This is a genomic window from Pseudonocardia aurantiaca, assembly GCF_039526725.1.
GTDB classification, from domain to species: Bacteria; Actinomycetota; Actinomycetes; order Mycobacteriales; family Pseudonocardiaceae; genus Pseudonocardia; species Pseudonocardia aurantiaca.
Map to the genome: position 1 here is coordinate 544,781 of NZ_BAAAJG010000008.1, position 26,225 is coordinate 571,005.

Below are 26,225 nucleotides of genomic sequence, written 5' to 3' on the forward strand. Positions count from 1 at the left end.
TGTGCCCAATGGTGACCTCGCAAGCTCGCTCACGCCCGCGCCTTCCGCAGCGCCGCGTGCGCGTCCTGCAGGGAGCGCACGCCTATCTTCCCGGCGATCATCGCCTCGATCCCCTGCACGGCCGCCGCGGCGCCCTGGACCGTCGTGATGCACGGGACGCCGCGCGCCACGGCTGCCGACCGGATTTCGTAGCCGTCGATCCGGGGCCCGGAGTTGCCGTACGGGGTGTTGATGATCATGTCGACGTCACCGGCGAGGATCCGCTCGATGATCGTCTCGCCCCCCTCGTAGTGCTTGCGCACCACCGTGGCCGCGACGCCGTGGCGCCGAAGGACGTCGGCCGTGCCCGCGGTGGCGAGCACCTCGAAGCCCAGGTCCGCGAGGCGCAGCACAGGGAACACCATCGCGCGCTTGTCGCGGTCGGCCATCGACACGAACACCCGTCCCGAGCGCGGCAGCGACCCGTAGGCTCCGGCCTGGGACTTGGCGAACGCCGCGCCGAACGAGCTGTCGAAGCCCATCACCTCACCCGTGGACTTCATCTCCGGGCCGAGCAGCGGGTCGACGCCGTGCCCGTCCACCGTGCGGAAGCGGTGGAACGGCAGCACCGCCTCCTTGACCGCGATCGGCGCGTCGGGCGGCAGCTCGCCACCGTCCCCGTTCGCGGGCAGCAGGCCATCCTCGCGCAGCTGCGCGATGGAGGTACCGAGCATGATCCGCGCCGCAGCTTTCGCGAGCGGCACGGCCGTGGCCTTCGAGACGAACGGCACCGTGCGCGAGGCACGCGGGTTGGCCTCCAGCACGTAGAGCATGTCGCCGTGCAGCGCGTACTGGACGTTGAGCAGCCCGCGCACGCCCACCCCGTGCGCGATCGCCTCGGTGGAGCGGCGCACCTGCTCGAGCACCGAACGGCCGAGGGTGATCGGCGGGAGTGTGCAGGAGGAGTCGCCGGAGTGCACCCCGGCCTCCTCGATGTGCTCCATGACGCCGCCGATGAAGACCTCGGTGCCGTCGCAGAGCGCGTCGACGTCGATCTCGACCGCGTCGTCGAGGAACCGGTCGACGAGCACCGGCCGGTCCTCGCTGATCGTGGTGGCGCGGGAGATGTAACCGGCGAGCGTCTCGTCGTCGTAGACGATCTCCATGCCCCGCCCACCCAGCACGTAGGACGGCCGGACGAGCACCGGGTAGCCGATGCGGTCGGCGATGTCGCGGGCCTCCTCGAACGAGGTGGCCATGCCGAACGCCGGCGCCGGGAGTCCTGCCTTCCGGAGCACCTCGCCGAACGCGCCGCGGTCCTCCGCCAGGTCGATCGCGGCGGCGCTCGTGCCGACGACCGGCACACCGGCGTCGGTGAGGCGCTGCGCGAGTCCGAGCGGCGTCTGGCCGCCCAGCTGCACGATCACGCCCGCGACCGTGCCGGACTGCCGCTCGGCGTGAACGACCTCCAGCACGTCCTCGAACGTGAGCGGCTCGAAGTAGAGCCGGTCGGCCGTGTCGTAGTCGGTGGAGACGGTCTCGGGGTTGCAGTTGACCATCACGGTCTCGAACCCGGCCTCCCGCAGCGCCATCACGGCGTGCACGCAGGAGTAGTCGAACTCGATGCCCTGCCCGATCCGGTTGGGCCCGGATCCGAGGATCAGCACCTTGGGCTTCTCGGTCTGCCGGGCGATCTCCGACTCGGCCGCCGGGTCGGTCTCGTAGGCGCTGTAGTGGTACGGCGTCCTCGCGGCGAACTCGGCCGCGCACGTGTCCACCGTCTTGTAGACCGGGCGGATCCCCAGCCGGTGGCGCAGCACGCGCACGCCGTCCTCGCCGGCGAACTCCGGGCGCAGAACCGCGATCTGCCGGTCCGAGAACCCAGCGCGCTTGGCCCGCCGCAGCAGCGGCGCGTCGAGCACGGCCACGTCCTCGATCTCCTGACGCAGCTCGGTGAGGGCGAGGATCTGGTCGAGGAACCACGGGTCGATACCCGACCGCTGCGCTACCTCGGCCACACTCGCCCCGCCGCGCAGGGCACGCTCGACGGCGTAGATCCGCCCGTCGAGGGCAGTCGTGACGTCCGGCTCGCCGTCCGGGTCCGGGGTGGTCCAGAAGCCCGCACGGGTGGTCTCCATCGACCGCAGCGCCTTACCCAGCGCCTCCGGGAAGGACCGCCCGAGCGCCATGGCCTCGCCGACACTCTTCATCGTGGTGGTGAGCTCGGGGTCGGCGCCGGGGAACTTCTCGAACGCGAACCGCGGGATCTTGACGACCACGTAGTCGAGCGTGGGCTCGAACGCGGCGGGCGTCTCGCCAGTGATGTCGTTGCGGATCTCGTCGAGCGTGTATCCGATGGCCAGGCGCGCCGCGATCTTCGCGATCGGGAAGCCGGTGGCCTTCGACGCCAGCGCCGACGACCGCGAGACCCGGGGGTTCATCTCGATCACGACGAGGCGCCCGGTGTCGGGGTGCACGGCGAACTGGATGTTGCAGCCGCCGGTGTCGACGCCGACCGCGCGCAGCACAGCGATGCCGACGTCGCGCATGTGCTGGTACTCGCGGTCGGTGAGCGTCATCGCGGGCGCGACGGTGATCGAGTCACCGGTGTGCACGCCCATCGGGTCGAGGTTCTCGATGGAGCAGACGACCACGACGTTGTCGTGGCGGTCGCGCATCAGCTCGAGCTCGTACTCCTTCCAGCCGAGCACGGACTCCTCGATGAGCACCTCGGTGACGGGCGAGGCGTCGAGCCCGCCGCCGGCGAGCCGCTCGAGATCCTCGGGGGTGTGCGCCACCCCCGAGCCGAGCCCGCCCATCGTGAACGACGGCCGGATCACCACCGGCAGGCCGAGCTCCGCGACGGCGGCCCGCACCTCGTTCATCGAGTGGCAGACGGCCGATCGCGGCACGTCTCCGCCGATGGCCTGCACGATCTCCTTGAACTTCAGCCGGTCCTCGCCGCGCTGGATGGCGTCGATGTCGGCGCCGATCAGCTCCACGCCGTAGCGCTCCAGCACGCCGTTCTCGTGCAGGGCGACGGCGGCGTTGAGCGCGGTCTGCCCGCCGAGGGTCGCGAGCAGCGCGTCGGGCCGCTCGGCCGCGATCACCTGCTCCAGGAACTCCGGCGTTACCGGCTCCACGTAGGTGGCGTCGGCGAACTCGGGGTCGGTCATGATGGTCGCCGGGTTGGAGTTCACCAGCGAAACGCGCAGGCCCTCCGCCTGCAGCACGCGGCACGCCTGCGTGCCGGAGTAGTCGAACTCGGCGGCCTGCCCGATGACGATCGGCCCGGAGCCGATCACCATCACGTGGCGGATGTCGTCGCGCTTGGGCATCAGGCGCCTTCCTCGTGCGGAGCGTCAGCGGAGCGCAGACGGTGGCGGCCGGGTGCGTCGTCGGCCGCCATCAGGTCGACGAACCGGTCGAACAGGTCGGCGGCGTCGTGCGGGCCTGCGGCCGCCTCCGGGTGGTACTGCACGCTGAACGCCGGGACCTCGAGGGCCTGCAGCCCTTCGACGCAGCCGTCGTTGGGGCAGGTGTGGGTGATCTCGGCGGCGCCGAACGGGGTGTCGAACCGCTCCCCCGCCTCGCCCTCGACGGCGAACCCGTGGTTCTGCGACGTGATCGCCACCCGGCCGGTGCCGTGCTCGACCACAGGGATGTTGATACCGCGGTGGCCGTAGCGCAGCTTGTACGTGCCGCGGCCGAGTGCGCGGGCCAGGATCTGGTTGCCGAAGCAGATGCCGAACGTCGGGATCCGCCGCTCCAGCACCTGGCGGGTCAGCTCGACTGGCACGTCGGCGGTCGCGGGGTCGCCGGGGCCGTTGGCGATGAAGAACCCGTCCGGGCCCAGCTCCTCGATCGCCTCGATCGGCGTGTTCGCGGGCAGGACGTGCACCTCGATGCCGCGCGCGGCCATCAAACGCGGGGTGTTGAACTTGATCCCGACGTCGAGCGCGGCCACGCGGAACCGGCGCTCGCCGTCGGCCGCCACGACGTAGGGCTCGCGGGTGGTGACGGCCCCGTAGAGGTCGGCACCCTCCATCGGCGGGCTTGCGAGCACCCGCGCCACCATCTCCTCGGCCGACGCGAGCGCCGGGCCGGAGAAGACGCCCGCGCGCATCGCGCCCCGCTCGCGCAGGTGGCGCACCAGCGCGCGGGTGTCGATGCCGGCGAGGCCCACGATTCCGTGCTCGGTGAGCGCGTCGCCGAGGGTGCGGCGCGAGCGCCAGTTCGACGGCGCGCGCGCAGGGTCGCGGACGGCGTACCCCGCCACCTGGATGCGGTGCGACTCGTCGTCCTCGTCGTTCCAGCCGGTGTTGCCGATCTGCGGGGCGGTCTGCACAACGATCTGACCGTGGTAGGAGGGGTCGGTGAGGGTCTCCTGGTACCCGGTCATGCCGGTGGTGAACACGGCCTCGCCGAGCGCCTCGCCGACGGCGCCATAGGCCTCGCCGCGGAAGATCCGCCCGTCCTCCAGCACGAGTGCTGCCGCTGTGTTGCTCATGACCCCACCTCTGCTACCTCTCCGTCGCGCCCTGCGCCGAAGGGCGCGATGCGTCCGCTCCGCGCCGTGATCCGACCGCGCAGCACCGTCGCCGCCACCGTCGCCGGCAGCCGCATGCCCTCGTAGGGGGTGTTGGACGCCCTGCTGGCGAGCGCGGCACCGCGCACCGTCCACACGCCGTCCGGGTCGACGAGCGCGAACGTGGCGGGCTCCCCGACCGCGATCGGCCTGCCGTGGTCCGGCAGGCCGCCGATCTCGGCGGGCCGCTCCGACAGGACGCGCGCGACGCCGCGCCAGTCCAGCAGGCTCGGCTCCACCATTGTGTGTACAACAACCGAGAGGGCCGTCTCCAGGCCGAGCATCCCGGGGCGTGCGGCAGCCCACTCCGTGTCCTTGTACTGGGCGGCGTGTGGGGCGTGGTCGGTGGCGACCACGTCGATCACGCCCTCCGCGAGCGCGGCGCGCATCGCCTTCGTGTCCTCGCCGGTGCGCAGCGGCGGGTTGACCTTGTTGACCGGGTCGTAGCTGCTCAGCGCGGCGTCGGTGAGCAGCAGGTGGTGGGGCGTGACCTCGGCCGAGACCCGCACACCCTGCGCCTTCGCCGCGCGCAGCACGTCGATGGTCCGGGCCGAGGAGACGTGGCAGACGTGCAGCGCGGCACCCGCCTCGCGGGCGAGCGCGCAGTCGCGGGCGACGATCGTCTCCTCCGCGGTGGCGGGCCAGCCGGCCAGCCCGAGCCGCGACGCCACCACCCCTTCATGCGCCTGCGCGCCCGCGGTGAGCCGGTGGTCCTCGGCGTGCTGAGCGATCACCACCCCGAGCGCGGAGGCGTACTCCAGTGCCCTGCGCATGATCACGGGGTCCTGCACGCAATGGCCGTCGTCGGAGAACATCCGGACCTGCGCGCGGGATCGGGCCATCGTGCCCAGCTCAGCCATCTTGACGCCCTCGAGGCCCACGGTGACCGCGCCGACGGGGTGCACGTCGACGAGCCCGACCTCCTCGCCGCGGCGCCGGACATGCTCGACGACGACGGCGGTGTCGGCCACGGGGTCGGTGTTGGCCATCGCGAAGACGGCCGTGAAACCGCCTCGGGCCGCGGCCGCAGAGCCGGACGTGATGTCCTCGGACTCCTCGCCGCCCGGCTCACGCAGATGCGTGTGCAGGTCGACGAAGCCCGGCAGCAGCACGTGCCCGCCGGCGTCCAGCACCTCGACGCCGTCGGGCGCCCGCAGCCCAGCGCCCATCTCGGTCACGACCCCGTCGCGCACGAGCAGGTCGACCGCGTCCTCGCCGTACGGGCGGGCGTTGCGGATGAACAGGTCTGTCATGCTGCGCTCATTCACTCGGGGGCTCCCGCCAGGAGGTGGTAGAGGACCGCCATGCGGACATGCACGCCGTTCGACACCTGCGCGAGCACCGCCGACGACGGCGAGTCGGCCACGCTGGGGGCGATCTCCATGCCACGGACCATCGGGCCCGGGTGCAGCACCACGGCGTGCTCGGGCAGCAGCGCCGCCCGGTCGGCGGACAGGCCGTAGCCGATCGCGTACTCGCGGGCCGACGGGAAGAACCCGCCGTGCATGCGCTCGGCCTGCACCCGCAGCATCATCACCGCGTCCAGCGCGGGGAGCTCGGCGTCCAGGTCCGGCGAGACGCGGCACGGCCACTGCTCGATGCCGACGGGCAGCAGCGTGGGCGGCGCGACAATTACGACCTCCGCGCCGAGCGTGGCCAGCAGGAACACGTTGGAGCGGGCCACCCGGCTGTGCAGCACGTCGCCGACGATCGCGATCCGACGCCCGGCGATGCCACCGAGCCGGTCGCGCAACGTCGCCGCGTCCAGGAGGGCCTGCGTGGGGTGTTCGTGGGTGCCGTCGCCCGCGTTGATGATCGAGGTGTGCGTGCCGGTGACGTCCTGGTCGCGGTCGATCCATCCCGCGAGCCGATGGGCGGCGCCCGAGGCCGGGTGCCGGACGACCACGCAGTCGGCGCCCATCGCCGAGAGGGTGAGCGAGGTGTCGCGCAGCGACTCCCCCTTCGAGACCGAGGAGCCCGACGCGCTGACGTTCACCGTGTCGGCGCTCATCCATTTGCCCGCGATCTCGAACGACACCCGCGTACGGGTCGAGTTCTCGTAGAACATCGTGATCACGGTTCGGCCGCGGAGCGTGGGGAGCTTGCGCACCTCGCGGCCCAGCAGGGCCTGCTTGAGCCGGTCCGCGGTGTCGAGGAGGGCGGTGGCGGTCGCGGCGTCCAGGTCGCCGACGGACAGCAGGTGCTTCATGAGCTCCCTCCCGGCGAGCGACGCAGCCGCACGCCGTCGACGCCGTCGGTCTCGTCGAGCAGCACGAGGATCTGCTCGCCGCGGGCGGTGGGCACGTTCTTGCCCACGTAGTCGGCGCGGATCGGCAGCTCGCGGTGGCCGCGGTCGACGAGCACGGCGAGCTGCACCGCGCGCGGTCGGCCGTGCTCGGACAGCGCGTCGAGCGCGGCCTTCACCGTGCGTCCGGACATGAGCACGTCGTCGACGAGCACGACCAAGGCGTCGTCGAGTCCACCCTCGGGCACCGCGGTGTCCTCGAGCGCGCGTGCGGGGCGACGGCGCAGGTCGTCGCGGTAGAGCGTCGGGTCGACCGAGCCGACGGCGGGAGCGGTGCCGGAGAACTCGGCGACGGCGGCGGCGAGCCTGCGGGCGAGCACCGCGCCGCGGGTGGGGATGCCGATGAGGACGACGTCGCTCGCGTCGGCCGTCTTCTCGATGATCTGATGCGCGATGCGCGCGATGGTGCGGGTGACGTCGGCAGCGCTGAGCAGCTCCCTGGGCTGGTCCCCGGGCTGCTCGTCAGGCAGCTCCCGAGCGGGAGGGCTTGCGCTTGCCGGGTCCCCGCGGCGGTGCTCCGCCACGAGTAACTCCTTCCCCGCCTCACCGGACGGGCCTTAAAGGAACCGGTCGCATCGACGCTACCAGCGGGGTGCGTCCGAACCCCGTTCACGGCGCCGGGGCATCACCAGTGTCACACCGCGTACGGTCCCCTCACCCTCTCGCCTACCCCAGCCGTCACACCCGGAATGCACGACTGCCACCATCTGGGCCTGCATGTGTGCGTCGCGCACGACGTAACGCCTGGCGGGGGACGCCCGATCAGCCGTTCGAGTGGTCTCGGCAGCTGTGCGACACCAGGAGGGGTACGTCAGCTTGACCGACGGGCGGCACACGCGCAGGATTACTCTCCGTATTGATCGATTGCTCCCAGGGTGGCCGCGGCAGCGGGGGGCACCACCCGGGGACGGGAGCCTGCGCAACCTGAGCGCTGGACCGCACCCGCAACACCGGTAACAGTTCGGTCCCGCGGCCGAGCTACCAGCAAGTGAGGAGGTCGCCACATGGGCGACTACGCCAAGGCGCTCGGCGGAAAGCTCCGCGCCATCAGACAGCAGCAGGGGTTGTCGCTGCACGGCGTCGAGCAGAAGTCGGGTGGCCGCTGGAAGGCGGTCGTGGTGGGCTCCTACGAGCGCGGCGACCGTGCGGTCACCGTGCAGAAGCTGGCCGAGCTGGCCGACTTCTACGGCGTGCCCGTCGCCGAGCTGCTCCCGGAGGGCCGCGTGCCGTCCGGATCCGAGCCGGCAACGAAGATCGTGATCAACCTGGAGCGGCTCCAGCAGCTCCCGGCCGACAAGGTGGGCCCGCTCGCGCGCTACGCAGCTGCGATCCAGAGCCAGCGCGGCGACTACAACGGCAAGGTGCTCTCGATCCGGGCCGAGGACCTTCGATCGCTGTCGATCATCTACGACATGACTCCCGGCGAGCTCACCGACCAGCTCATCGACTGGGGCGTGCTGCCTCCAGAAGCCAGGCCCACCGCCTGACTCCCACCGCCTGACGCGGGTCGCCGTCCACGGGGAGGACGGCGCCGCGGCACTCACCCGATACGGGCCAGGGACGCGCGGACCGCACTCCGCGCGCCGCTCATTCAGATGCGCTCGAGCCGGGAGAGCACCGGCTCGAGTGCGGCTTCCTCTACGTCGAGGTGCGTGAGCAGATGCGCCGACAGCTCGTCGAGCGCCCCGGCCAGCTCAGTGCGCGCGCCGGGGTCGTCCGGCCCGCCGAGCCCCCGCGCCGCCGCCTCGACCCGGTCGAGAAGGCCGGAGACCACGACATGGTCGGCTTCCAGCCGATCGATGGTCGGCCCGAGCGACGGCTCGATCGCTAGGGCGGTGGCCACGAACGTTGCCGGGGTGATCGCGGGATCAGAACGGCGCCTCGCAAGGCGCCCCCGCACCCTCGTACCGGGCGTACTCGGGTGCGGGGGCAACGCAATGCCGACCCACCCCGGCCGGCTCCGCCGGCCTACCGTCCCCCAGGAGGCGTCGTTCTGGCCCGCGAGGACCCGGCGGACGTTTGTGGCCACCGCACTTGCACCTGCGGGAACAGCGTTGCGTCCTCGACCCCGTGGTGCATGTGCACGAACGCGCATTGGTGCAGGCACTTCATACGCAGCTGCCACAGCAGCCCGTCGCTGTGCAGGACGCGGACGCCATCGCGCACGACGTCCGCGGCCGTGCCCGCCCGCACCTCGCCGGCTAGGAGGGTCCTGAACAACTCCGCCCGTAGCGAGCGGCGTCCAGGTGGGTGCATCGCAAGGCGGACGATCGGGCCGATACCGCTGTTGTATCGGCCCGATCGTCCAACGCCGCGAGGTGCCCGCCTGGGCGACGCGCAGTAGGACCGAGTTGTTCAGGGCGCTCCTCTAGCGCGACACACGCCGCCAGCTCCTGGCGGATCGCGGCATGCACCCAGCGCAGCTCGTCCATCAGGCGTCCACCGTGATCCGTCAACGAGATGCTACACAGATCGTCTGCACAACAGACGATTCGGCGAGGCGTCAGCGCGTGGCGCGTAGGTGCTCGGCGATGTCGGCAATACGCCCGAGCACGCCGTTGAGGAACCGCGGGCTGTCGTCCGTGGACAGGTTGCGGGCCAGCTCGACGGCCTCGGTGATGGCCACCGGGTCGTCGATCTCGTCGACCCACAGCAGCTCGAACACCCCGATCCGCAGCAGCGCGCGGTCGACGGCCGGCATCCGCGCAACGGTCCAGCCCTCGGCGTGCTCAGCGAGCAGCTGGTCGATGCGCTCCCCGTGCTCCACCACACCTTGCACGAGCATCGCGGCGTACTCGGAGACCGGAGGCGCGTCGTCGGTCTCCTGCCGCTGGGTCAGCACCTTGAGCGGGTCGTCCCCGCGGGCCTCCGACTCGAACAGGATGTCGAGGGCGCGCTTGCGCGCCCTGGTGCGAGCCCGTTGCAGCCGCTCCGGCATCAGCCGGATACGCGGCCGAGGTAGCGCCCGTCACGGGTGTCCACCTTGACCTTCTCGCCGGTGGTGACGAACAGCGGCACCTGGATCTCGGCGCCCGTCTCCAAGGTGGCCGGCTTGGTGCCACCCGTGGAGCGGTCTCCCTGCAGGCCAGGGTCGGCGTGCGAGATGACGAGCTCCACCGACGTCGGCAGCTCGACGTAGAGCGGCACGTTGTCATGCAGCGCCACCATCGCGGTCTGGTTCTCGAGCATGTAGTTGGCCGCGTCGCCGACGGTGACCTCGGGAATCGGGATCTGCTCGAACGTGTCGCCGTCCATGAACACGAAGTCGGCGCCGTCTCGGTACAGGAAGGTCATGTCCCGGCGGTCGACGGTGGCCGTGTCGACCTTCGTGCCCGCGTTGAAGGTCTTGTCGACGACCTTGCCGGTCATCACGTTCTTGAGCGTGGTGCGCACGAACGCCCCACCCTTGCCGGGCTTGACGTGCTGGAACGCGGTGACGGACCAGAGCTGGCCGTCGAGGTTGAGCACCAAGCCGTTCTTGAGGTCGTTGGTGGTGGCCACGTGCGGGTATCTCCTGCGTCTCTACTGGCGCGGAGGGTGCCGTCACGCGCCGGGGGGCCTGCTGAGTGAGCGGCGCCCGCTGCGGCGCCGTCGTCCGTTGACCAGGATACCCACTAGAGCTCGACGAGCTCCTTGGTGGTGCATGTCAACAGCTCGGGCGCGCCGTCACGCACCACGAGCGTGTCCTCGATCCGCACCCCCCCGCGGCCCTCCAGGTACACCCCCGGTTCGACCGTGACCACCATGCCGGCCGCGAGGGTTCCCGTGCCGGTCTTCGCCAACGCGGGCGCCTCGTGGATCTGCAGGCCGACGCCGTGGCCGAGGCCGTGGACGAACTCCGCGCCGCGCCCGGCGTCCGCCACGACCTGCCGGGCCGCGGCGTCCACGTCGGACACCGCCGTGCCCGGCGCGAGCCCCGCCCGGCCCGCGGCCTGCGCCGCCGCGACGAGCTCGTAGAGCTCCCGCTGCCATGCCGCGGCCCGGCCGAGCACGACGGTGCGGGTCATGTCGGAGTGATAGCCGTCGACGAGCGCCCCGAAGTCCATCTTCACGAAATCGCCGGCCGCGAGCGCGGCACCCGTGGGGCGGTGGTGCGGGATCGCCGAGTGCGCTCCGGCCGCCACGATCGTCTCGAACGCCGGGCCCGCGGCGCCGTGCTCGCGCATCCGCGTCTCCAGATCCAGCGCCACCTCCCGCTCCGTGCGGCCCGGCGCCAGCCCGCCCGCGGCCAGCAGGTCGGCGAGCGCCGCGTCCGCAGCAGCGCAGGCCGCCCGCAGCGCTGCCACCTCCCCCTCGTCCTTCACCAGGCGTAGCAGCTGCACGAGACCGGGGGCGCGGCGCAGCTCGACGCCCTCGGCGGCCGCTTCGAGCGCGGTGTGGGCGTCCACCGTGACGGAGTCGGACTCGAAACCCAGCCGCCCCACACCCAGTGCGCCCACCTGCCCGGCCAGCGCCAGGCCGCTCGCCCGATCGATCACCGTCTCCAGGTCCGGCACCTCGTCGGCGGCCTGGGTGCGGTAGCGCCCGTCGGTGCAGAGCCGGCTCGCCGCGTCGCCGTCCGCGTGCACGACGAGCGCAGCGTTCGAACCGGTGAAGCCCGTCAGGTAGCGGATGTTCACGAGGTCGGTGACGAGCAGCGCGTCGACTCCGGCGCCGGGCAGCAGCGCCCGCAGGGCAGCGCGGCGGGCGGCCGCGCGGGGGACGGTGCCGGAGGCAACGGACATGCCGATCACCCTACGACGGCATGTGTCCGGCGTCGCCCGAGCGGGTAGTGCTGACCATGAGAATTGGATCGAGCATCGGCCTCATCGCAATCGGCCTGATCCTGGCGCTCGCCGTGCGCGTCGACCTCGGCGGCATCGACCTCGAACTCGTGGGCTGGATCCTCACCGTGGTCGGCATCGTCGGGCTGGTGGCGAGCCTCCTGCTGGCCCGCCAGAGCCGCCCGGTGGTGGCCACCCGCGACGAGGTCTACCCGCCGCAGACCCCGCGCGACCCGCGCTACTGACCCCCGCCGGTAGCGACCCACCGAAGCGCGAGCGCATACCCGTCGACGCCGAGCCCGACGATCACGCCGGTGGCGACCCCGGAGATGTAGGAGTGATGGCGGAACTCCTCGCGCTTGTGCACGTTCGTGATGTGTACCTCCACCAGCGGCGCCGTGAGCTGAGCGCACGCGTCCCGCACCGCCACGGACGTGTGCGTCCACGCCCCGGCGTTGAGCACCACGGGCCATCCGGCGTCCGCGGCCTCGTGCAGCCAGCCGAGCAGCTCGCCCTCGTGGTCGGTCTGGCGGACCTCCACGTCCAGGCCCAGGTCCTTGCCGGTGCGCTCGCAGAGCGCGACGAGGTCGGCGTACGTGGTGCGCCCGTACACCGACGGCTCGCGTGTGCCGAGCCGGCCCAGGTTGGGCCCGTTGAGGACGAGGACCTTGCTCATCGCGTTCGTCGCGCTCGTCGTCATCGGGCCACCGCCGCGTACGCGCGCTCCAGCAGCTCCGGCGCCGGGGCCTCCAGCCGGCCGGGCTTCGCGAGCCCGTCCAGCACGACGAACCGCAGCGTGCCCGCCCGGGCCTTCTTGTCCCCGCGCATGCTCTCCACCAGCTCCGGCAGCGCGCCGGGTTCGTAGCTCACCGGCAGCCCGACCGCCGCCAGCACCGCGCGGTGCCGGTCGGCGGTGACGTCGTCGAGGCGCCCTGCCTGGCGGGCCAGCTCGGCGGCGAACACCAGCCCGACGCTCACCGCCGCCCCGTGCCGCCAGCGGTAGTCCTCGCGGCGCTCGATGGCGTGGCCCAGCGTGTGGCCGTAGTTCAGGATCTCCCGCAGATGCGACTCGCGCAGGTCGGCGGCGACGACGTCGGCCTTCACCTGGATGGAGCGGCGCACCAGCTCCGGCAGCACCGAGCCCGCAGGGTCGAGCGCGGCCGCAGGCCCCGCCTCCACCAGGTCGAGGATCACCGGGTCCGCGATGAACCCGGCCTTGATGATCTCCGCGCTGCCCGCCACCAGCTCGGCGAGCGGGAGTGTGTCCAGCACGCTCAGGTCCGCGAACACCGCCGACGGTTCGTGGAAGGCGCCCACCAGGTTCTTGCCCGCGCCGGTGTTGATGCCCGTCTTCCCGCCCACGGCAGCGTCGACCATCGCCAGGAGCGTCGTGGGCACGTGCACGACACGCACCCCGCGCATCCAGGTAGCCGCCACGAACCCGGCGAGGTCGGTGGCCGCCCCGCCCCCGAGGGAGACGACCACGTCGCCGCGCGTCAGGCCGATCTGCCCGCACACGTCCCAGCAGTAACCGGCCGTCAGGAGCGTCTTGCCCTCCTCGGCATCCGGCACCTCGACCCGGTGGGCGTCGACGCCCGCGGCGTCGAGATCGGCGCGCACCTGCTCGGCGACGTCCGCGAGCGCCCGCTGGTGGACGATCAGCGCAACCGTCGCGCCGAGGCCACTGACCACACCGGCCAGCTCTTCGCGGACACCCCGGCCCACGAGCACGGGGTACGGCCGCTCGGAGGCGACGTCGATCCGCACGGTCTCGCTCACGAGAAGCACCCTACTGACGCCACGACACCCCTCGGCCGCGCACCGGCTCAGGAACGGATCGACGGGTCCGGCAGCACCGCGCCGTGGTGCGGGGTGGCCTGGTCGAGCGGGTCGTCGGGGTCCACCGGGTCCGGCGGCGCGGACGCAGGGAGCTCGCCCAGCGCCTCCAGCACCGCCCGCGCCACCTGGTTCGCGCTGCGCCGGGCGGTGTCGATCTCGACGGTGGCGACCTCCCGGTACAGCGGGGCCCGCGCGTCCAGCAGCGCCTTGAACGTGGCCCGCGGGTTGACGCCGGCGAGCAGCGGCCGGGCCGTGGACATCCCTGTGCGGCGCAGTCCGTCCGCCAGCCCGACGGTCAGATGCACCACGCGGTGCCCGCGCAGCCGCTCCCGCGTCTCGGCCGCCAGCACCGACCCGCCACCCAGCGCCAGCACGCCGTTGACGCCCGCCAGCGCCTCGGCCACGACCTCCCGCTCCAGCGCGCGGAACACGTCCTCGCCGTCCTGCAGGAAGATGTCCGAGATCGCCTTCCCGGCGCGGTCGACGATCAGCTCGTCGACATCGGTGAACCCCACACCGAGCCGGCGCGCCAGCACCTGGCCGACCGTGGTCTTGCCGGACCCCGGCGGGCCGACGAGGACCAGGGACGGACGTCTCTCCGAACTCACGACCTCAGGGTAGTGACCGCCCCGCAGCGCCCGACCTCCAGCGCCCGACCTCCAGCGCCCGACCGTCCGTCCGGCACCGCCGACCGCCCGGCGGCCGGAACGAGAAGTCACCGCGGGGAAGTCGCCGCGCGCCGCGTCACACCGCAGCCTGCCTCTCGCCGTTCCACTGGTCGGTTAATGTGCGAACCACCCGGCCGCGACGCCGGAGTGTGGCGAAAGCACCAGCCGATTCGCACGATCGGAGCATTCGTGGAGCACGGCGAGAGCGGCGGGGACGCTGCGCCCCGCACCCCGGATGGCCCGACCCCGGCCCGCGAGCAGCTCCCGCTCCCCCGGCGCCGGCGGCAGGCCCATCTGGAACCGCAACTGCGCACGCAGCACAGCGCAGGAACCGGCACCCCGTTCGCGGCGTTCGACGCGCAATCGCCCCACCCCCCCGCCCCCGCCCCACCCCCTGAGAGTGCTGATCGGGCCGAGCGCACCGACCGGATCGAACGCATCGACCGGCCGGACCGCGCGGCCGCCTTCCACGCCGGCACCCGCCGCGGCCGCGGCACCGGGCGCACTCGCCGCGCCGCGCGACGCCCCGAGCAGGGGCCACCGCAGGCCCGGCCCACGGAGTACTGACCCGGCCGTTCGTCGCGCCTGACCCCGAACGGGCGCAGGCACGCCCCGCGCCGGTCGGGGCCGGGGACCGCCCCACCTGCCGCTGCGTCACCGCGGCGCGCGGCTCAGCCCTCCGCGGCGTCCCGGTAGGCGCGGAGGTTGCGGCGGGTCTCGGCCAGCGAGTCGCCGCCGAACTTCTCCAGCGCCGCGTCGGCCAGCACCAGCGCGACCATCGCCTCGGCCACCACCCCGGCGGCCGGCACCGCGCACACGTCCGAACGCTGGTGGATGGCCTGCGCGGGCTCTCCGGTGGCCATGTCCACCGTCTGGAGCGCCCGCGGGACCGTGGAGATCGGCTTCATCGCCACACGGACCCTCACCGGCTCGCCGTTGGTCATGCCGCCCTCGATGCCCCCCGCGCGGTTGGACAGGCGCTTCACGGGGTCGCCCGGGATCATCTCGTCGTGCGCGACGCTCCCCCGCCGCGCAGCGGTGCGGAAGCCGTCGCCGATCTCCACGCCCTTCATCGCCTGGATGCCCATCAGCACCCCGGCGAGGCGGGCGTCGAGCCGCCGGTCGCTCTGCACATACGAGCCGAGCCCCACGGGAAGCCCGTAGGCGATCACCTCGACCACGCCGCCGAGCGTGTCGCCGTCGCGCTGCGCCGCGTCCACCTCCGCAACCATCGCCTCGGTGGCCGCATCCGAGTACGCCCGCACGGGGCTGGCGTCGACGCGCTCCAGATCGCCGGGACCGGGCCGCTCGTCCTCGGGCGCCTCGGCGGCACCGAGCGCGACCACGTGCGACACGATCGAGACGTCCAGCGCCTGCTCGAGGAACGCCTTCGCCACCGTGCCCAGCACCACGCGGGCCGCAGTCTCCCGCGCACTGGCCCGCTCCAGGACCGGCCGGGCGTCGTCGAACCCGTACTTCGTCATACCCGCCAGGTCGGCGTGCCCCGGACGGGGCCGGGTGAGTGGCGCGTTGCGGGCCCGGCCCGCAATCAGCTCCGGGTCGACCGGGTCGGCCGCCATGACCGTCTCCCACTTCGGCCACTCCGAGTTGCCGATCCGCACGGCCACCGGTCCACCCTGCGTGACACCGTGCCGGACGCCACCGATCACCTCCAGCTCGTCGGCCTCGAACTTCATCCGCGCCCCGCGGCCGTGGCCGAGGCGGCGACGGGCAAGCTCGGCGGCGAGCTCCTTGGTGGTGATCTCGACCCCGGCGACCATGCCTTCCAGCACGGCCACCAGGGCAGGACCGTGGGACTCCCCGGCGGTGATCCAGCGCAGCACGCCCCCGATTCTCTCACCCCGCACCACCGCTCCCCGCCGCCCCCGCGGCGGCCAGCCACGCGGTGACCAGCCACGTGGCCGCGAGCATCGACGGCCCGTGCGGCAGCGCCGCTCCGCGCGCCAGCCGGCCCGTGGCGAACCCGGCGACCGCCGCCAGCCCGGTGAGCAGCGCCGCCAGCACCGCGGCGAGCACCAGCGCAGGCCAGCTCACCGCCGCGAGCACCGCCCCGAGCGGCGCCGCCAACTTGACGTCGCCTGCCCCGATCGCCCGCCGGTCGAGCAGGTGCAGCCCGGCATGGCACGCCGCGGCGACCAGCGCGCCGGCGGCGCCGGTGAGCACCCCGCCCGGCCCAACCGGCAGCAGGAGCAGAAGTGCCACGGGCAGCGCGGGGAGCGTCAGGGCATCGGGGAGCCGCCGGTGGACCACGTCGACCGCGCCCGCCGCCACGGCCAGCCAGCCCAGGCCCAGCAGCGCCGGAACCCACTGCGCCGGCAGGAGCCCGGCCACCCAGCCCGCGACGACCGCCGCCCACACCACCGCGACCCCGGCCTCGCACCAGAACCCCGGCACTCGCGCGCCCCGCCGCAACCGCCCCAGGAGCACCCGCGCACCCCAGCCCAGTACCCATCCCGCCACTCCTCCCGCTGCGATTCCCGCTGCGATTCCCGCTGCCACTCCCGCCGCGGCGAGAGCCGCGCGATCGGTCATGAGAGTGATCGTGGCCGGGATCGGGGTTCTGGGAGGAGCGAGCGGGAAACTGTGGATGGAGGAGTGGCGAGGTGGACAGGTGGGCTATGGGGAGCGGCCGAAGGGCCCAAGGGTGTCGGTGTGCTGTGCTAGGAGCGCCCCGAACAACTCGGCCCTACTGCGCGACGCCCAGGCGGGCGCTACGGGCGGAGTTGTTCAGGACCCTGGTAGGGGGAGTCGGCCGCCGGCCCGACCCGCCACGCACCCGAGGAGCGCCCATGACGGAGAGCACGACGGCAGACCAGTCCGGTCTGCTCGACCTGTTCGCGCAGGTGCCGCGGGGCATCCTCATCACGCTCAAGGAGGACGGGCGCCCACAGTCATCGGTCGTCGGCCACGCGTTCGACCCCGTGACCCGCACCCTGCGGATCTCGGTCACCGACGACCGCGCGAAGACCCGCAACCTGCGCCGCGACCCCCGCGCCAGCTACCACGTCACCCGCCCCGACCAGTACGCCTACGCCGTCGGCGAGGGCACCGCCGAGCTGACGCCCGTCGCGCAGGACCAGCACGACGCAACCGTCGAGGCACTCGTCGCGTACTACCGCGACGCACGGGGCGAACACCCCGACTGGGACGAGTACCGCGCCGCGATGGTCGCCGACCGCCGGCTACTGCTGACGTTGCGCCTCGGCCACGTCTACGGCTGGGCAGGTCCCCGCTGAACTCGCCACCGCGGGCCGCTCCCCGCCCGACGCAGGAGCCGGCCCCGTGACGCCAGACCGCAACAAGCAGATCGGCCGGGTGGCGCGCGCTCTCGTGCGGGCCGAGGTCGACCACGGTCTCGCCGAGCTCGTCGGCGACCCCGACCGCCCACAGGGCTGGACGCTCCTGCTCAACGGCACCGCGCAGTCCCACGTCGACCTCGACGACCCCACCCACCTCGAGTTCGAGTACGTCCGCCGACTCGGGCACGTCGTCGACCTGCTCCCGGCGGCTCGGCCCCGCGTGCTCCACCTCGGCGGCGGCGCCTGGACGCTCGCCCGCTACGTCGCGGCGACCCGACCCGGCGCCTCCCAGCTCGTCGTCGAGGTCGACGCCGGGCTGGTCGACCTCGTCGCCTCCCGGCTCCCCGCCGACGGGCTCGGCATCGACGTCACCATCGGCGACGCGCGCGCCGCGCTCACCCGGATCCCGCCCGGCACGGCCGACCTGCTCGTGCTCGACGTCTTCGCCGGCGCCCGCACGCCGGCGCACCTGACGTCCGCGGAGTTCCTGTCCGCCGCGGCGGCGGTGCTCGCCCCGGGCGGGGTGTACGCGGCCAACGTGGCCGACGGCGGCGAGCTGCGCTTCGCGCGCACGCAGGTGGCTGCGGCCCTGGCGCGCTTCGCGGACGTGGCCGTGGTCGCGGCGCCCGCCATCCTGCACGGGCGTGGGTTCGGCAACCTCGTGCTGCTCGGCAGCGCGCAGCACCTCCCCGTCGACGAGCTCACCCGCCGCGCCGCGGCCGACCCGTTCCCCGCGAGGGTGCTGACCGGTACCGACGTGCGTCGTCTCGCCGGCGCCGCGACCGCCCCGGCCGACCGCACGGCAAGACCGTCACCGGAGCCGCCACCCGGCTTCTTCGGCCGTCCGCCCGACCAGAACGAACTCTAGCCGGGCCCTTATCTCCGGAAGACCTCTAGAAGGATCTCCGGAAGACCTTTAGAAGGCCCCGCTGGCCTGCGCCGCACGCACGTTCTCCGTGTGCTGGGCGTACGTCTCGGCGAAGCAGGACGTGCCGTCGGCCTGGCACCGCACGAAGTAGAACCACGGCCCCGGCTCGGGGGCCAGCGCCGCCTCGATCGCTGCCTGGCCCGGCGCCGAGATCGGGGTGGGCGGCAGGCCCGTCACCGCGTAGCTGTTGTACGGGCCGGGACGCGCCCGGTCTTCGGGAGTGGTGCGCAGTGCCTGTAGGTCGAGGGGGTAGTTGACCATCGAGTCCAGTTCGAGGCGCCGCCCAGCGCCGAGCCGGTTGTAGATCACCCGGGACACCTTGGGCATGTCCGGTGTGATGCCCTCCTTCTCCACGAGCGACGCGAGCGTCAGCACCTCGTAGGGCGAGGAGCCGATCTGCTGGGCGCCCGTCACCAGCCCGGACGCCGCCAGCCGCGCCGCCGACGTGGTGAGCAGGCCCCGCAGCACGTCCACGGCGGGTGTGTTCGGCGGCACGTCGTAGCGGCCGGGGACCAGCAGTCCCTCGAGGCGGCGCTTGGGGTCAGCGGCGTTCACCGCGTCCAGCGCCCACTCCGGCACGCCGAGCGCCGCCGGGTCGGTGTCGGTCATGGCCGTGCGCAGCTCGTCGGCCGACAGGCACTGCTCCACGCCGTCGTGCTTGCCGCACGTGGCCTGGGAGATGAGGGTGAGCACGCCGGGCGCCACCGTGCCGTCCGGGGCTCGCGTGTCGTCCAGCTGCACCCCGCCGCGGATCTCCAGCTGCCCCACCCGGGCCGCCGGATCGAGGAGGAGCGCGACGGCCGAGGCGGCGGACATCTCCTGGCGAAGCTGGTAGTAGCCCGGCTGGACCGAACGGACCCGGCTGTCGTTCTCCGAGGCCTTGACGAACGCCTCGACGCTCGCGATGACCCCGCGCTGGACCAGCTCGTTGCCGATCTTGGTGCCCGAGTCGCCCTGCTCGACCTGGATGGTGACCTCGCCGTGGCCCTCGCCCTCGAAGTCGGGCGTGACGAAGTAGGCGTTGTAGACATAGGCGCCTCCCCCGACGACCGCGCCGAGGAGCACGAGCACCGCCAGCACGAACACGCCCGTGCGCCGCCCGCGGCCGCGGGACGGCTCGCGCCCGCCCGCCCGGTGCCGCGGGGGCTCTACCGGCCCGTCCGGCGGCTCGTCACCGGCTGTGGCCGCCGCCGGGGCCACTTGACGCACGGGTCCCGTCTGTTCCTCAGGGCCGCCCGGGCCGGCCGGGCCGATCGGGGGTGGCACCTGCCCGCGGAAGCCGGACTGGTTTCGCGATCCGGACTGGTGCGGGCCCGCAGGTGGAGCCGGTGGACGGGGCGATCCCGCCGGTCCGTAGCCGGGGACGGGTCCGCGCCCAGGACCCTGACCGGGACCCGGAGCGAACCCGGGGCCTCGGCGGTGACCAGGCCGGGCGCCGACCGGGGCGTGGTGGCGCGGCCGTGGCGGGTCCCATCCGTCCGGGTTCACGAGACCGGAGCGTAACCATTGCGCGTGCCGGGCCGCATCCCCGGGTCAGCGCCGTCGGGCCGCATCGAGCCAGCTCTGGAGGATCGCGACGGCCGCGGCTTGATCAACAACGGCCCGCTGCCTGCGGCCTTTCACGCCCCGTTCCCGCAGCTGCCGGGTCGCCACCACGGTGGTCAGCCGCTCGTCCGACAGCTCCACCGGCACGTCGAGCGCACCCTCCAGGGCGACGGCGAACCCGCGCGCGGCCTCCGCGGCCGGCCCCTCGCGCCCGGCGAGCGTGCGCGGGAGCCCGACCACCACGCCGACGGCCTCGTGCTCGGCGACGAGGCCTGCGATCGAGCGCACGTCGGAACCACCATCCACGTCACGCGGCACGGTGACGAGGGGCGTGGCGAGCACGCCGTCCGGGTCGGAGAGCGCCACCCCGACCCGGACCGCGCCGACGTCGATCCCGAGGCGCCGACCGCGGGGTGACCCGCCTGCGGTCACGCCGCCCGGAGCGCGGCGCGGAGCGCCGCCACGGCCTCCGCGACGCCTGCGGGGTTCGTGCCGCCGCCCTGGGCGAGGTCGGGCTTGCCGCCGCCGCGCCCGCTCACCGCCGGGGCGAACGCGGGCACGAGTTTGCCCGCCGCGAGGCCGCGGTCCCGGGCCGCGGAGGTGGTGGCGACGACGAACGACACCTTCTCCCCGTCGGCCGAGAACAACGCGACCACACCCGGGCGGGCGCCCAGCCGCCCGCGCACGTCGGAGGCGAGCGCACGCAGGTCGTTGCCGCCCACCCCGTCCGGGGCCGCAACAGCGACCAGCGCCACGCCGTCGACGTCCTCGGCACCCTCGGCGAGCGCCCCCGCCGACGACAGCACGGCGTCGGCGCGCACCTTCTCCAGCTCCCGCTCGGCCTGCCGCAGCCGCTCGACGATCCCGTTGATCCGCTCCGGCAGCTCCTCCGGCTTCGCCTTGAACTGCTCGGCGAGCTGGGAGACGAGCACGTGCTCCTTCGCGAGGTAGCGGAACGCGTCGAGCCCGACGAGGGCCTCCACGCGGCGGACACCGGAGCCGATCGAGGCCTCCCCCAGCAGCTTGACCAGCCCGAGTTGCCCGGAGCGGAGCACGTGGGTGCCGCCGCACAGCTCACGGGAGTACTCGCCGATCTCGATGATGCGCACCTCGTCGCCGTACTTCTCCCCGAAGAGCGCCAGCGCCCCGAGCTTGCGGGCCTCCTCCTGCGAGGTGACGAAGGCACGCACGTCGTGGTCGGCGATCAGCACGGCGTTGACCTCGTCCTCGACGTCGGCGAGCACCGACGGCGGGACCGCGCCCGCGGGCGAGGTGAAGTCGAAGCGGAGCCTGCCGGGGGCGTTGAGCGAGCCGGCCTGGGCCGCGGCGTCGCCGAGGGCCCGGCGCATCCCCGCGTGCACGAGGTGCGTGGCCGAGTGCGCCCGCGAGACGGCGGCCCGCCGTTCGGTGTCGACCTCGGCGTGCACCTGGACGTCGATGCGGGCCTCGCCCGCGGTGACGACGCCCCGGTGCACGATCAGCCCGGGGACCGGCGCCTGCACGTCGGAGACGGTGATCGTGAAGTCCGCCCCCACGATCACACCCATGTCGGCCTGCTGGCCGCCGCCCTCGGCGTAGAACGGGGTGCGGTCGAGCACGACCTCCACCGCGGTGCCCTGACCCACCGCCGGGACGCCCACGCCGTCGACGATGAGCCCGACGATCGCCGCGTCCGCGACGAGCTCGTCGTAACCGAGGAAGTCGCTGGTCCCGGCGTTGTCCAGCACCGTGCGATAGGCCTGCACACCGAGGTGGCCGGTCTTCCGGGCCGCGGCGTCGGCCTTGGCCCTGGAGCGCTGCTCCTCCATCAGCGAGCGGAAGCCCTGCTCGTCGACGGTGAGGCCGGCCTCCGAGGCCATCTCCAGCGTCAGGTCGATCGGGAAGCCGTAGGTGTCGTGCAGCTGGAACGCCTTGTCGCCCGCCAGCTGCGTGCCGCCCGACTCCTTCGTGGCCGCGACGGCGGTGTCGAAGATCTTCGACCCAGCGGTGAGCGTGGAGAGGAACGCCTCCTCCTCCGCGCGCACGACGGCGGAGATCCGCTCGAAGTCGGTGGCCAGCTCGGGGTAGGACGGGGCCATCGCGTCGCGGACGACCTCGGCGAACGCCGGCAGGACCGGCTCGTGCACACCCAGCAGCCGCGACGAGCGCACGATCCGGCGCAGCAGCCTGCGCAGCACGTACCCGCGGCCCTCGTTCGACGGCGTCACACCGTCGCCGATGATCATCACGCCGGACCGGGCATGGTCGGCGATCACCCGGAACCGCACGTCGTCCTCGGGGGAGGATCCGTACCGGCGGCCGGAGAACTCCTCGGCGCGCGCGATGACAGGGCGCACGAGGTCGGTCTCGTAGACGTTGTCGACGCCCTGCAGCAGGTAGGCGACCCGCTCGACGCCCATGCCCGTGTCGATGTTCTTCTTCGGCAGCGTGCCGACCGGCGGGTAGCCCTTCTTTGGCGAGAGCTCCCCGCGCTCGTCCTGCATGAAGACGAGGTTCCAGATCTCGAGGTAGCGGTCCTCGTCGGCCTCCGGCCCGCCGTCGCGACCGTGCTGAGGGCCTCGGTCGAAGTAGATCTCCGAGCACGGGCCGCCGGGACCCGGCACACCCATGTCCCAGTAGTTGTCCTCGCCGCCGCGGCGCTGGATGCGCTCCGTCGGCAGCCCGGCGATCTTGCGCCAGAGGCCGATGGCCTCGTCGTCGTCGTCGTAGACGGTGACCCAGATGCGGTCGGGGTCGAAGCCATAGCCGCCGGCGTCCTGGCTGCCCGTCACCAGGTTCCAGGCGTGCTCGATCGCCCCGGCCTTGAAGTAGTCGCCGAAGGAGAAGTTCCCGGCCATCTGGAAGAACGTGTTGTGCCGGGTCGTGCGGCCGACCTCATCGATATCGCCCGTGCGCACGCATTTCTGGATCGACGTCGCGCGCGGGTACGGCGGCGGGGCCTGGCCGAGGAAGTAGGGCTTGAACTGCACCATCCCGGCGTTGACGAACAACAGCGTCGGGTCGTCGAGGATCAGCGACGCGCTCGGCACACGCGTGTGGCCGTGGTCGGCGAAGTACTGGCTGAACCGGCGGGCGATCTCGTGGGTCTGCACGGCTGGGCTTCCTTGGGGTGCCTGCTGGGAGCAGGAGCGGAACGGGAGGCGCGTCTGTCCTCCTAGTCTCCCGCACGGACGGGGAGGCGGAACGGCAGGGGACGGCGCGAACGCGTGCCTGCGCTAGCGCGGCGCCCCTGCCCGGCGCGCTCGCGCGCCGGGACGTGGTGCGGGCGACACCGTGGGCTGCGGCTCAGCCAGCGCGTCGGAGTAGGTCGGCAGGGATGCGCCCGTCTGCCGCTCCACCAGCGCGGCGAGCTCCCGCTCCCGCTCCGTCATGCCGGCGCGCACCTCGGCGCCGAAGGCCCCGAGACCGGCGCCCAGCTCACGCAGCCCGTCGGCGATGTTCGCCCCCACGCCTGCCGGGGTGAGACTGTGGGCGGCCTCGGTGGCCCGCCTCGTGACGTACGCGCCGACGGCGACCCCGACGCCGAGCCAGAAGAGCCTCTTCACCTGCTCCCCCTGCGGCGGCCGCGGCCCGGACGGGTGCGCAGGGAATGGGCGCCGGCGTCCCGCCCGGCGCGGCGCGCCTTGACGGCCCTGTTCAGCCCGTAGGTGAACGCCGCGGCCCGCACGAGCGGGCCGCCGAGGGTGGCGGTGAACAGTGAGGTGAGGACCGAGACGTTGCTCGTGACCGTGCGCGCGCTCGACGTGATGCCGTCCACCCGCTCAAGCTGCGTGTTGACCTGGTGCAACGTGGTCTGCGCGTTGTCCAGCAGCGGGGCGCTGCCCTCGTGCGCCTTGCGGATGGCGACGGTGGCCTCGTCGAGCGTGCGGCCGAGCTTCAGGAGCGGGACGGCCAGCAGCAGCACCAGGACCACGAAGGCCCCCGCAGCGATGAGCGCCGCGATCTGGCCAGCCGACACGAAGCCTCCTCGGTTTCCGCACGCCTGCCGGTGTTGATCGCTTCCAGACTACCCCTCATCAGCTCCGCAGCACGTGGGCGGGCCCGTCCGGTGCCCCGGACGGGCGACGCCTGCGCGACTTGCTACCTCAGGCCCGCGACCTACTCCTCGTCCAGGTCCGCGTCGGGGACATCGACGTCGACGGCCATCACGATCCGGCGGAGCCGGTTGAGCGCTCGGTGCTGCGTGACGCGCACGGCGCCGGGCGTGGAGCCGACCACGCCGGCGGTCTCCTCCGCGCTCAGCCCGACCGCGATGCGCAGTACGAGCACCTCGCGCTGGCGCGGGGTCAGCCGCAGCAGCAACTCGCCCAGTCGCTCGGTCATCTCGCCGATGAGCAGCCGCTGCTCCGGACCGTCGTGCACGAGCGGGGTGTCCGGCAGGTCCGCCATCGGCTCCGCGCGGTTGCGCCCGATCGCGCGGAAGGCGTCGGTCACCTTGTGGGCCGCGATCCCGTAGACGAACGCCCGGAACGACAGCCCGCGCAGGGTGTAACCCGGCAGCGCGTTCACGACGGCGAGACACACCTCCTGCGCCACGTCGTCGGCCGACCCGATCACGGTCTCCTGCCGGCCCAGCCGGCCCCTGCAGTAACGCAGAACCAGCCGGTGGATCTCCCCCAGCAGCTGTTCCTTGGCCTCCAGGTCGCCTTCCACCGCGGCCGCGACCAGGCGCTCGAGCAGCGGCTGCGGGTTCTCGGCTGCCGGCTCGACCGACGGGACGGCCGCGAGGCCGTCGACCCAAGGCTCGTCGATCGGGGCCGCGCCATCGCGAAGTTGGCGGAAGCGCTGCGCTTCGACAGGGGGCTCGACCCCGGCCGGCGCGCTCATAGTTGCGTCGGCGCGCCCGCGGCGCGTCGATCCACAGATCGGTACATCGTTCGGGTCCCCTCCCCTGCCCGCAGCAGTGCCACGGGTGTGAACGCGGATGCCCTGGACCGGTTGCCCGATGCGGGACATGTCATGCGGTCGTACACAGGAGACCCGTGAGTCGCTCGCAGATACCCGCCAGTCCCCCGACCGCGGGCCCGCTCCCCGGTTTCCCCTCCGTGCCTCCGCTCGCCGCCGTGCCCAACGGTGATCGAAGTCGTTCGACGTTCAAGTACGCAGTTTGAGTGACGCCCAACTTGGAGTCAAGAGAAGTTCGACCAAAAGTTGGTTACTCTGCGCTCAATGCCTCCCACCGATCGGGCCAGGGCCGACGATCCCCGCGTGCGCGCAGCCCAGACCAAGCGCGACCGCACACGGCGAGCGTTGCTCGATGCAGCCGAAGCAACGTTCAGCGCGCGCGGCTGGAGTAACACACGTATGGAGGACGTGGCTGCCGCAGCCGGGGTGAGCGCCGCCACAGCGTACAACCATTTCCCCTCGAAGCACGCCCTCGTCGGGCACATCTATGGGCCGATGGTCCGCCCCCTGCTGGTGCAGGCCGACCGCGACCTCGAGTCCGGGCGCTCGGTCATCGACGCCCTGTCTGACCAGATCAGAGCGCTCTCGCGGATCAGCTACCGCAACCGCAGGCTCACCGCGGCGTTCTGGTCGGCCGTGCAGGAGTACACGATCAGGGTGGCCGGCCCGCCGGAACCCGGCGACGAACTGGACCCGCGCATCGTGGCCCCGCTCCCCGACACGATCCGCTTCCTCATCGAGCAGGGGCAGCGCACCGGCGAGCTGCGCGACTTCCCGAGCGCCCTCGAGGTGAGCGGGATGATCATCAACCTGCTCCTGCTCCGCAGCATCAACCGCGCGGAGGAGCCGGCCGAGGTCACTGCCGAGCTGTTGCAGACAGTGATGTTCGGGATGCTCCGCCCGGAGATGCTGACGGACGCCGGAACCCACGGCAGGCCGTTCGGAGCAACCGGCTGAACGCGCGCCGATCTTGTCCGCAGACCCGACCCCGACACCTGCGGGCGGCCCCCAGGCTCTGCACACACATACGCGTCCACCCACTTCCCGGCGGGTCGTGAGATGGACAGCGGAGCTGCTTTTGGTTGGCGGATTCGCGCTGATGTCCATCTCACGGTGCCACTCGGTGCGTATGTGTGTGCAGAGCCTGCAAATGCGCGGGCGCGCCCTGCCCACTGCACCGCGGCGCGCGTTGATCAGGGCTCGGCACGCACCCGGCGCAGCGCTGCAGTCACCGCGCCGTAGCCCTCCCGGGCCGCCCGCCGCACGCGCGGCACGTCGGTCGTCAGGCCGCGCACCCCACGTCCTGCTCGGACGAGGGCGACCCGCTGGGCTGGAAGCGCATCGGGTCTGCGGAGGGCACCGCCGCAACTCGAGATCACTCTCGG

Annotated in this window: 26 protein-coding genes; 6 read left to right on the forward strand and 20 right to left on the reverse strand. The window is 72.9% G+C overall.

From position 1 onward, the window contains the following. Positions 1-29 precede the first annotated feature (29 nt). Genes carB through pyrR form a run of 5 tightly spaced genes read right to left on the reverse strand, consistent with a single transcriptional unit; the run spans position 30 to position 7,396 of the window. Positions 30-3,317, reverse strand: coding sequence for a carbamoyl-phosphate synthase large subunit (gene carB, locus ABD143_RS12490; protein WP_343976026.1), 3,288 nt, complete (start codon positions 3,315-3,317; stop codon positions 30-32). Further along, the gene (gene carA, locus ABD143_RS12495; RefSeq protein WP_343976028.1) at positions 3,317-4,489 is read right to left on the reverse strand and encodes a glutamine-hydrolyzing carbamoyl-phosphate synthase small subunit; all 1,173 of its coding nucleotides are present in this window, start codon (positions 4,487-4,489) and stop codon (positions 3,317-3,319) included. The genes carB and carA overlap by 1 nt, the downstream gene beginning before the upstream one ends. Further along, on the reverse strand, positions 4,486-5,820 hold the full coding sequence (locus ABD143_RS12500) for a dihydroorotase (protein WP_343976031.1): 1,335 nt from the start codon (positions 5,818-5,820) through the stop codon (positions 4,486-4,488). The genes carA and ABD143_RS12500 overlap by 4 nt, the downstream gene beginning before the upstream one ends. 11 nt (positions 5,821-5,831) lie before the next feature. Beyond that, positions 5,832-6,776, reverse strand: a complete 945-nt coding sequence (locus ABD143_RS12505) for an aspartate carbamoyltransferase catalytic subunit (protein WP_343976034.1) — start codon at positions 6,774-6,776, stop codon at positions 5,832-5,834. Beyond that, entirely contained in the window at positions 6,773-7,396 is a 624-nt protein-coding gene (gene pyrR, locus ABD143_RS12510; protein ID WP_379659723.1) for a bifunctional pyr operon transcriptional regulator/uracil phosphoribosyltransferase PyrR, read from the reverse strand. The genes ABD143_RS12505 and pyrR overlap by 4 nt, the downstream gene beginning before the upstream one ends. Before the next feature lie 480 nt (positions 7,397-7,876). Here pyrR and bldD point away from each other — a divergent pair, with 480 nt between their 5' ends. Then, a complete protein-coding gene (bldD, locus tag ABD143_RS12515; RefSeq protein WP_075940047.1) occupies positions 7,877-8,359 on the forward strand; it encodes a transcriptional regulator BldD in 483 nt (160 codons plus the stop codon). 104 nt (positions 8,360-8,463) lie between these two features. On the opposite strand, the gene ABD143_RS12520 is transcribed toward bldD, so the two are convergent. From ABD143_RS12520 to ABD143_RS12535, 4 genes are all read right to left on the reverse strand, one after another. Further along, positions 8,464-8,715, reverse strand: a complete 252-nt coding sequence (locus ABD143_RS12520; RefSeq protein WP_343976042.1) for a hemerythrin domain-containing protein — start codon at positions 8,713-8,715, stop codon at positions 8,464-8,466. A 660-nt stretch (positions 8,716-9,375) separates the two neighbouring features. After that, a complete protein-coding gene (nusB, locus tag ABD143_RS12525) occupies positions 9,376-9,810 on the reverse strand; it encodes a transcription antitermination factor NusB (protein ID WP_343976045.1) in 435 nt (144 codons plus the stop codon). After that, positions 9,810-10,373, reverse strand: a complete 564-nt coding sequence (gene efp / locus ABD143_RS12530) for an elongation factor P (RefSeq protein WP_343976048.1) — start codon at positions 10,371-10,373, stop codon at positions 9,810-9,812. The genes nusB and efp overlap by 1 nt, the downstream gene beginning before the upstream one ends. Before the next feature lie 113 nt (positions 10,374-10,486). Beyond that, positions 10,487-11,596, reverse strand: a complete 1,110-nt coding sequence (locus tag ABD143_RS12535) for a M24 family metallopeptidase (RefSeq protein WP_343976051.1) — start codon at positions 11,594-11,596, stop codon at positions 10,487-10,489. Positions 11,597-11,652: 56 nt separating this feature from the next. On the opposite strand from ABD143_RS12535, the gene ABD143_RS12540 reads away from it, so the two are divergent. Continuing rightward, positions 11,653-11,880 (forward strand): DUF6458 family protein, encoded by a 228-nt coding sequence (locus tag ABD143_RS12540; protein WP_343976054.1) that lies wholly within the window; start codon positions 11,653-11,655, stop codon positions 11,878-11,880. Here ABD143_RS12540 and aroQ read toward each other — a convergent pair. From aroQ to ABD143_RS12555, 3 genes are read right to left on the reverse strand one after another with little or no spacing between them, the layout of a single operon-like run. Then, complete coding sequence (gene aroQ, locus ABD143_RS12545; protein ID WP_343977376.1) at positions 11,874-12,311, reverse strand: type II 3-dehydroquinate dehydratase; 438 nt, start codon at positions 12,309-12,311, stop codon at positions 11,874-11,876. The genes ABD143_RS12540 and aroQ overlap by 7 nt on opposite strands. Positions 12,312-12,331: 20 nt before the next feature. Then, positions 12,332-13,414 carry a 3-dehydroquinate synthase gene (gene aroB, locus ABD143_RS12550; RefSeq protein ID WP_343976057.1) on the reverse strand — a complete coding sequence of 361 codons (1,083 nt, stop codon included), beginning with the start codon at positions 13,412-13,414 and terminating at the stop codon, positions 12,332-12,334. Between the two features lie 47 nt (positions 13,415-13,461). Then, positions 13,462-14,082 carry a shikimate kinase gene (locus ABD143_RS12555; RefSeq protein ID WP_343976060.1) on the reverse strand — a complete coding sequence of 207 codons (621 nt, stop codon included), beginning with the start codon at positions 14,080-14,082 and terminating at the stop codon, positions 13,462-13,464. A 249-nt stretch (positions 14,083-14,331) separates the two neighbouring features. Here ABD143_RS12555 and ABD143_RS12560 point away from each other — a divergent pair, with 249 nt between their 5' ends. Then, complete coding sequence (locus ABD143_RS12560) at positions 14,332-14,709, forward strand: hypothetical protein (protein ID WP_343976063.1); 378 nt, start codon at positions 14,332-14,334, stop codon at positions 14,707-14,709. 104 nt (positions 14,710-14,813) lie between these two features. Here the strand turns inward: ABD143_RS12560 and aroC are convergent, their stop codons facing one another. Next, positions 14,814-15,986, reverse strand: coding sequence for a chorismate synthase (aroC, locus tag ABD143_RS12565; protein WP_343977379.1), 1,173 nt, complete (start codon positions 15,984-15,986; stop codon positions 14,814-14,816). A 13-nt stretch (positions 15,987-15,999) separates the two neighbouring features. Continuing rightward, on the reverse strand, positions 16,000-16,695 hold the full coding sequence (locus ABD143_RS12570; protein ID WP_343976066.1) for a prepilin peptidase: 696 nt from the start codon (positions 16,693-16,695) through the stop codon (positions 16,000-16,002). Positions 16,696-16,952: 257 nt separating this feature from the next. Between ABD143_RS12570 and ABD143_RS12575 the strand changes: the two genes are divergently transcribed. Next, complete coding sequence (locus ABD143_RS12575) at positions 16,953-17,399, forward strand: PPOX class F420-dependent oxidoreductase (protein WP_343976068.1); 447 nt, start codon at positions 16,953-16,955, stop codon at positions 17,397-17,399. 46 nt (positions 17,400-17,445) lie between these two features. Next, the gene (locus ABD143_RS12580) at positions 17,446-18,330 is read left to right on the forward strand and encodes a spermidine synthase (protein ID WP_343976071.1); all 885 of its coding nucleotides are present in this window, start codon (positions 17,446-17,448) and stop codon (positions 18,328-18,330) included. Positions 18,331-18,378: 48 nt separating this feature from the next. Here ABD143_RS12580 and ABD143_RS12585 read toward each other — a convergent pair whose 3' ends face one another. From ABD143_RS12585 to shbA, 6 genes are all read right to left on the reverse strand, one after another. Then, entirely contained in the window at positions 18,379-19,599 is a 1,221-nt protein-coding gene (locus ABD143_RS12585) for an endolytic transglycosylase MltG (RefSeq protein WP_343976074.1), read from the reverse strand. Positions 19,600-19,923: 324 nt separating this feature from the next. Then, positions 19,924-20,367, reverse strand: coding sequence for a Holliday junction resolvase RuvX (gene ruvX, locus ABD143_RS12590; RefSeq protein WP_343976077.1), 444 nt, complete (start codon positions 20,365-20,367; stop codon positions 19,924-19,926). Continuing rightward, entirely contained in the window at positions 20,364-23,027 is a 2,664-nt protein-coding gene (alaS, locus tag ABD143_RS12595; RefSeq protein ID WP_343976080.1) for an alanine--tRNA ligase, read from the reverse strand. Before alaS ends, ruvX begins: the two co-directional genes overlap by 4 nt. A 123-nt stretch (positions 23,028-23,150) precedes the next feature. Continuing rightward, positions 23,151-23,480 carry a hypothetical protein gene (locus ABD143_RS12600; RefSeq protein WP_343976083.1) on the reverse strand — a complete coding sequence of 110 codons (330 nt, stop codon included), beginning with the start codon at positions 23,478-23,480 and terminating at the stop codon, positions 23,151-23,153. After that, positions 23,477-23,893 carry a DUF948 domain-containing protein gene (locus ABD143_RS12605; protein WP_343976086.1) on the reverse strand — a complete coding sequence of 139 codons (417 nt, stop codon included), beginning with the start codon at positions 23,891-23,893 and terminating at the stop codon, positions 23,477-23,479. Before ABD143_RS12605 ends, ABD143_RS12600 begins: the two co-directional genes overlap by 4 nt. Positions 23,894-24,033: 140 nt before the next feature. Beyond that, entirely contained in the window at positions 24,034-24,762 is a 729-nt protein-coding gene (gene shbA, locus ABD143_RS12610) for an RNA polymerase sigma factor ShbA (protein ID WP_343976089.1), read from the reverse strand. A gap of 342 nt (positions 24,763-25,104) precedes the next feature. Between shbA and ABD143_RS12615 the strand changes: the two genes are divergently transcribed. Then, positions 25,105-25,797 (forward strand): TetR/AcrR family transcriptional regulator, encoded by a 693-nt coding sequence (locus tag ABD143_RS12615; protein ID WP_343976092.1) that lies wholly within the window; start codon positions 25,105-25,107, stop codon positions 25,795-25,797. Positions 25,798-26,225: the final 428 nt, after the last annotated feature.

Bases quoted from the DNA above. Each gene is read 5' to 3' on its own strand.
- carB (WP_343976026.1), bottom strand. From the start codon at position 3,317: ATGCCCAAGCGCGACGACATCCGCCACGTGATGGTGATCGGCTCCGGG.
- carA (WP_343976028.1), bottom strand. From the start codon at position 4,489: ATGAGCAACACAGCGGCAGCACTCGTGCTGGAGGACGGGCGGATCTTC.
- ABD143_RS12500 (WP_343976031.1), bottom strand. From the start codon at position 5,820: ATGACAGACCTGTTCATCCGCAACGCCCGCCCGTACGGCGAGGACGCG.
- ABD143_RS12505 (WP_343976034.1), bottom strand. From the start codon at position 6,776: ATGAAGCACCTGCTGTCCGTCGGCGACCTGGACGCCGCGACCGCCACC.
- bldD (WP_075940047.1), top strand. From the start codon at position 7,877: ATGGGCGACTACGCCAAGGCGCTCGGCGGAAAGCTCCGCGCCATCAGA.
- nusB (WP_343976045.1), bottom strand. From the start codon at position 9,810: ATGCCGGAGCGGCTGCAACGGGCTCGCACCAGGGCGCGCAAGCGCGCC.
- ABD143_RS12535 (WP_343976051.1), bottom strand. From the start codon at position 11,596: ATGTCCGTTGCCTCCGGCACCGTCCCCCGCGCGGCCGCCCGCCGCGCT.
- ABD143_RS12540 (WP_343976054.1), top strand. From the start codon at position 11,653: ATGAGAATTGGATCGAGCATCGGCCTCATCGCAATCGGCCTGATCCTG.
- aroQ (WP_343977376.1), bottom strand. From the start codon at position 12,311: ATGAGCAAGGTCCTCGTCCTCAACGGGCCCAACCTGGGCCGGCTCGGC.
- ABD143_RS12570 (WP_343976066.1), bottom strand. From the start codon at position 16,695: ATGACCGATCGCGCGGCTCTCGCCGCGGCGGGAGTGGCAGCGGGAATC.
- ABD143_RS12575 (WP_343976068.1), top strand. From the start codon at position 16,953: ATGACGGAGAGCACGACGGCAGACCAGTCCGGTCTGCTCGACCTGTTC.
- shbA (WP_343976089.1), bottom strand. From the start codon at position 24,762: ATGAGCGCGCCGGCCGGGGTCGAGCCCCCTGTCGAAGCGCAGCGCTTC.
- ABD143_RS12615 (WP_343976092.1), top strand. From the start codon at position 25,105: ATGCCTCCCACCGATCGGGCCAGGGCCGACGATCCCCGCGTGCGCGCA.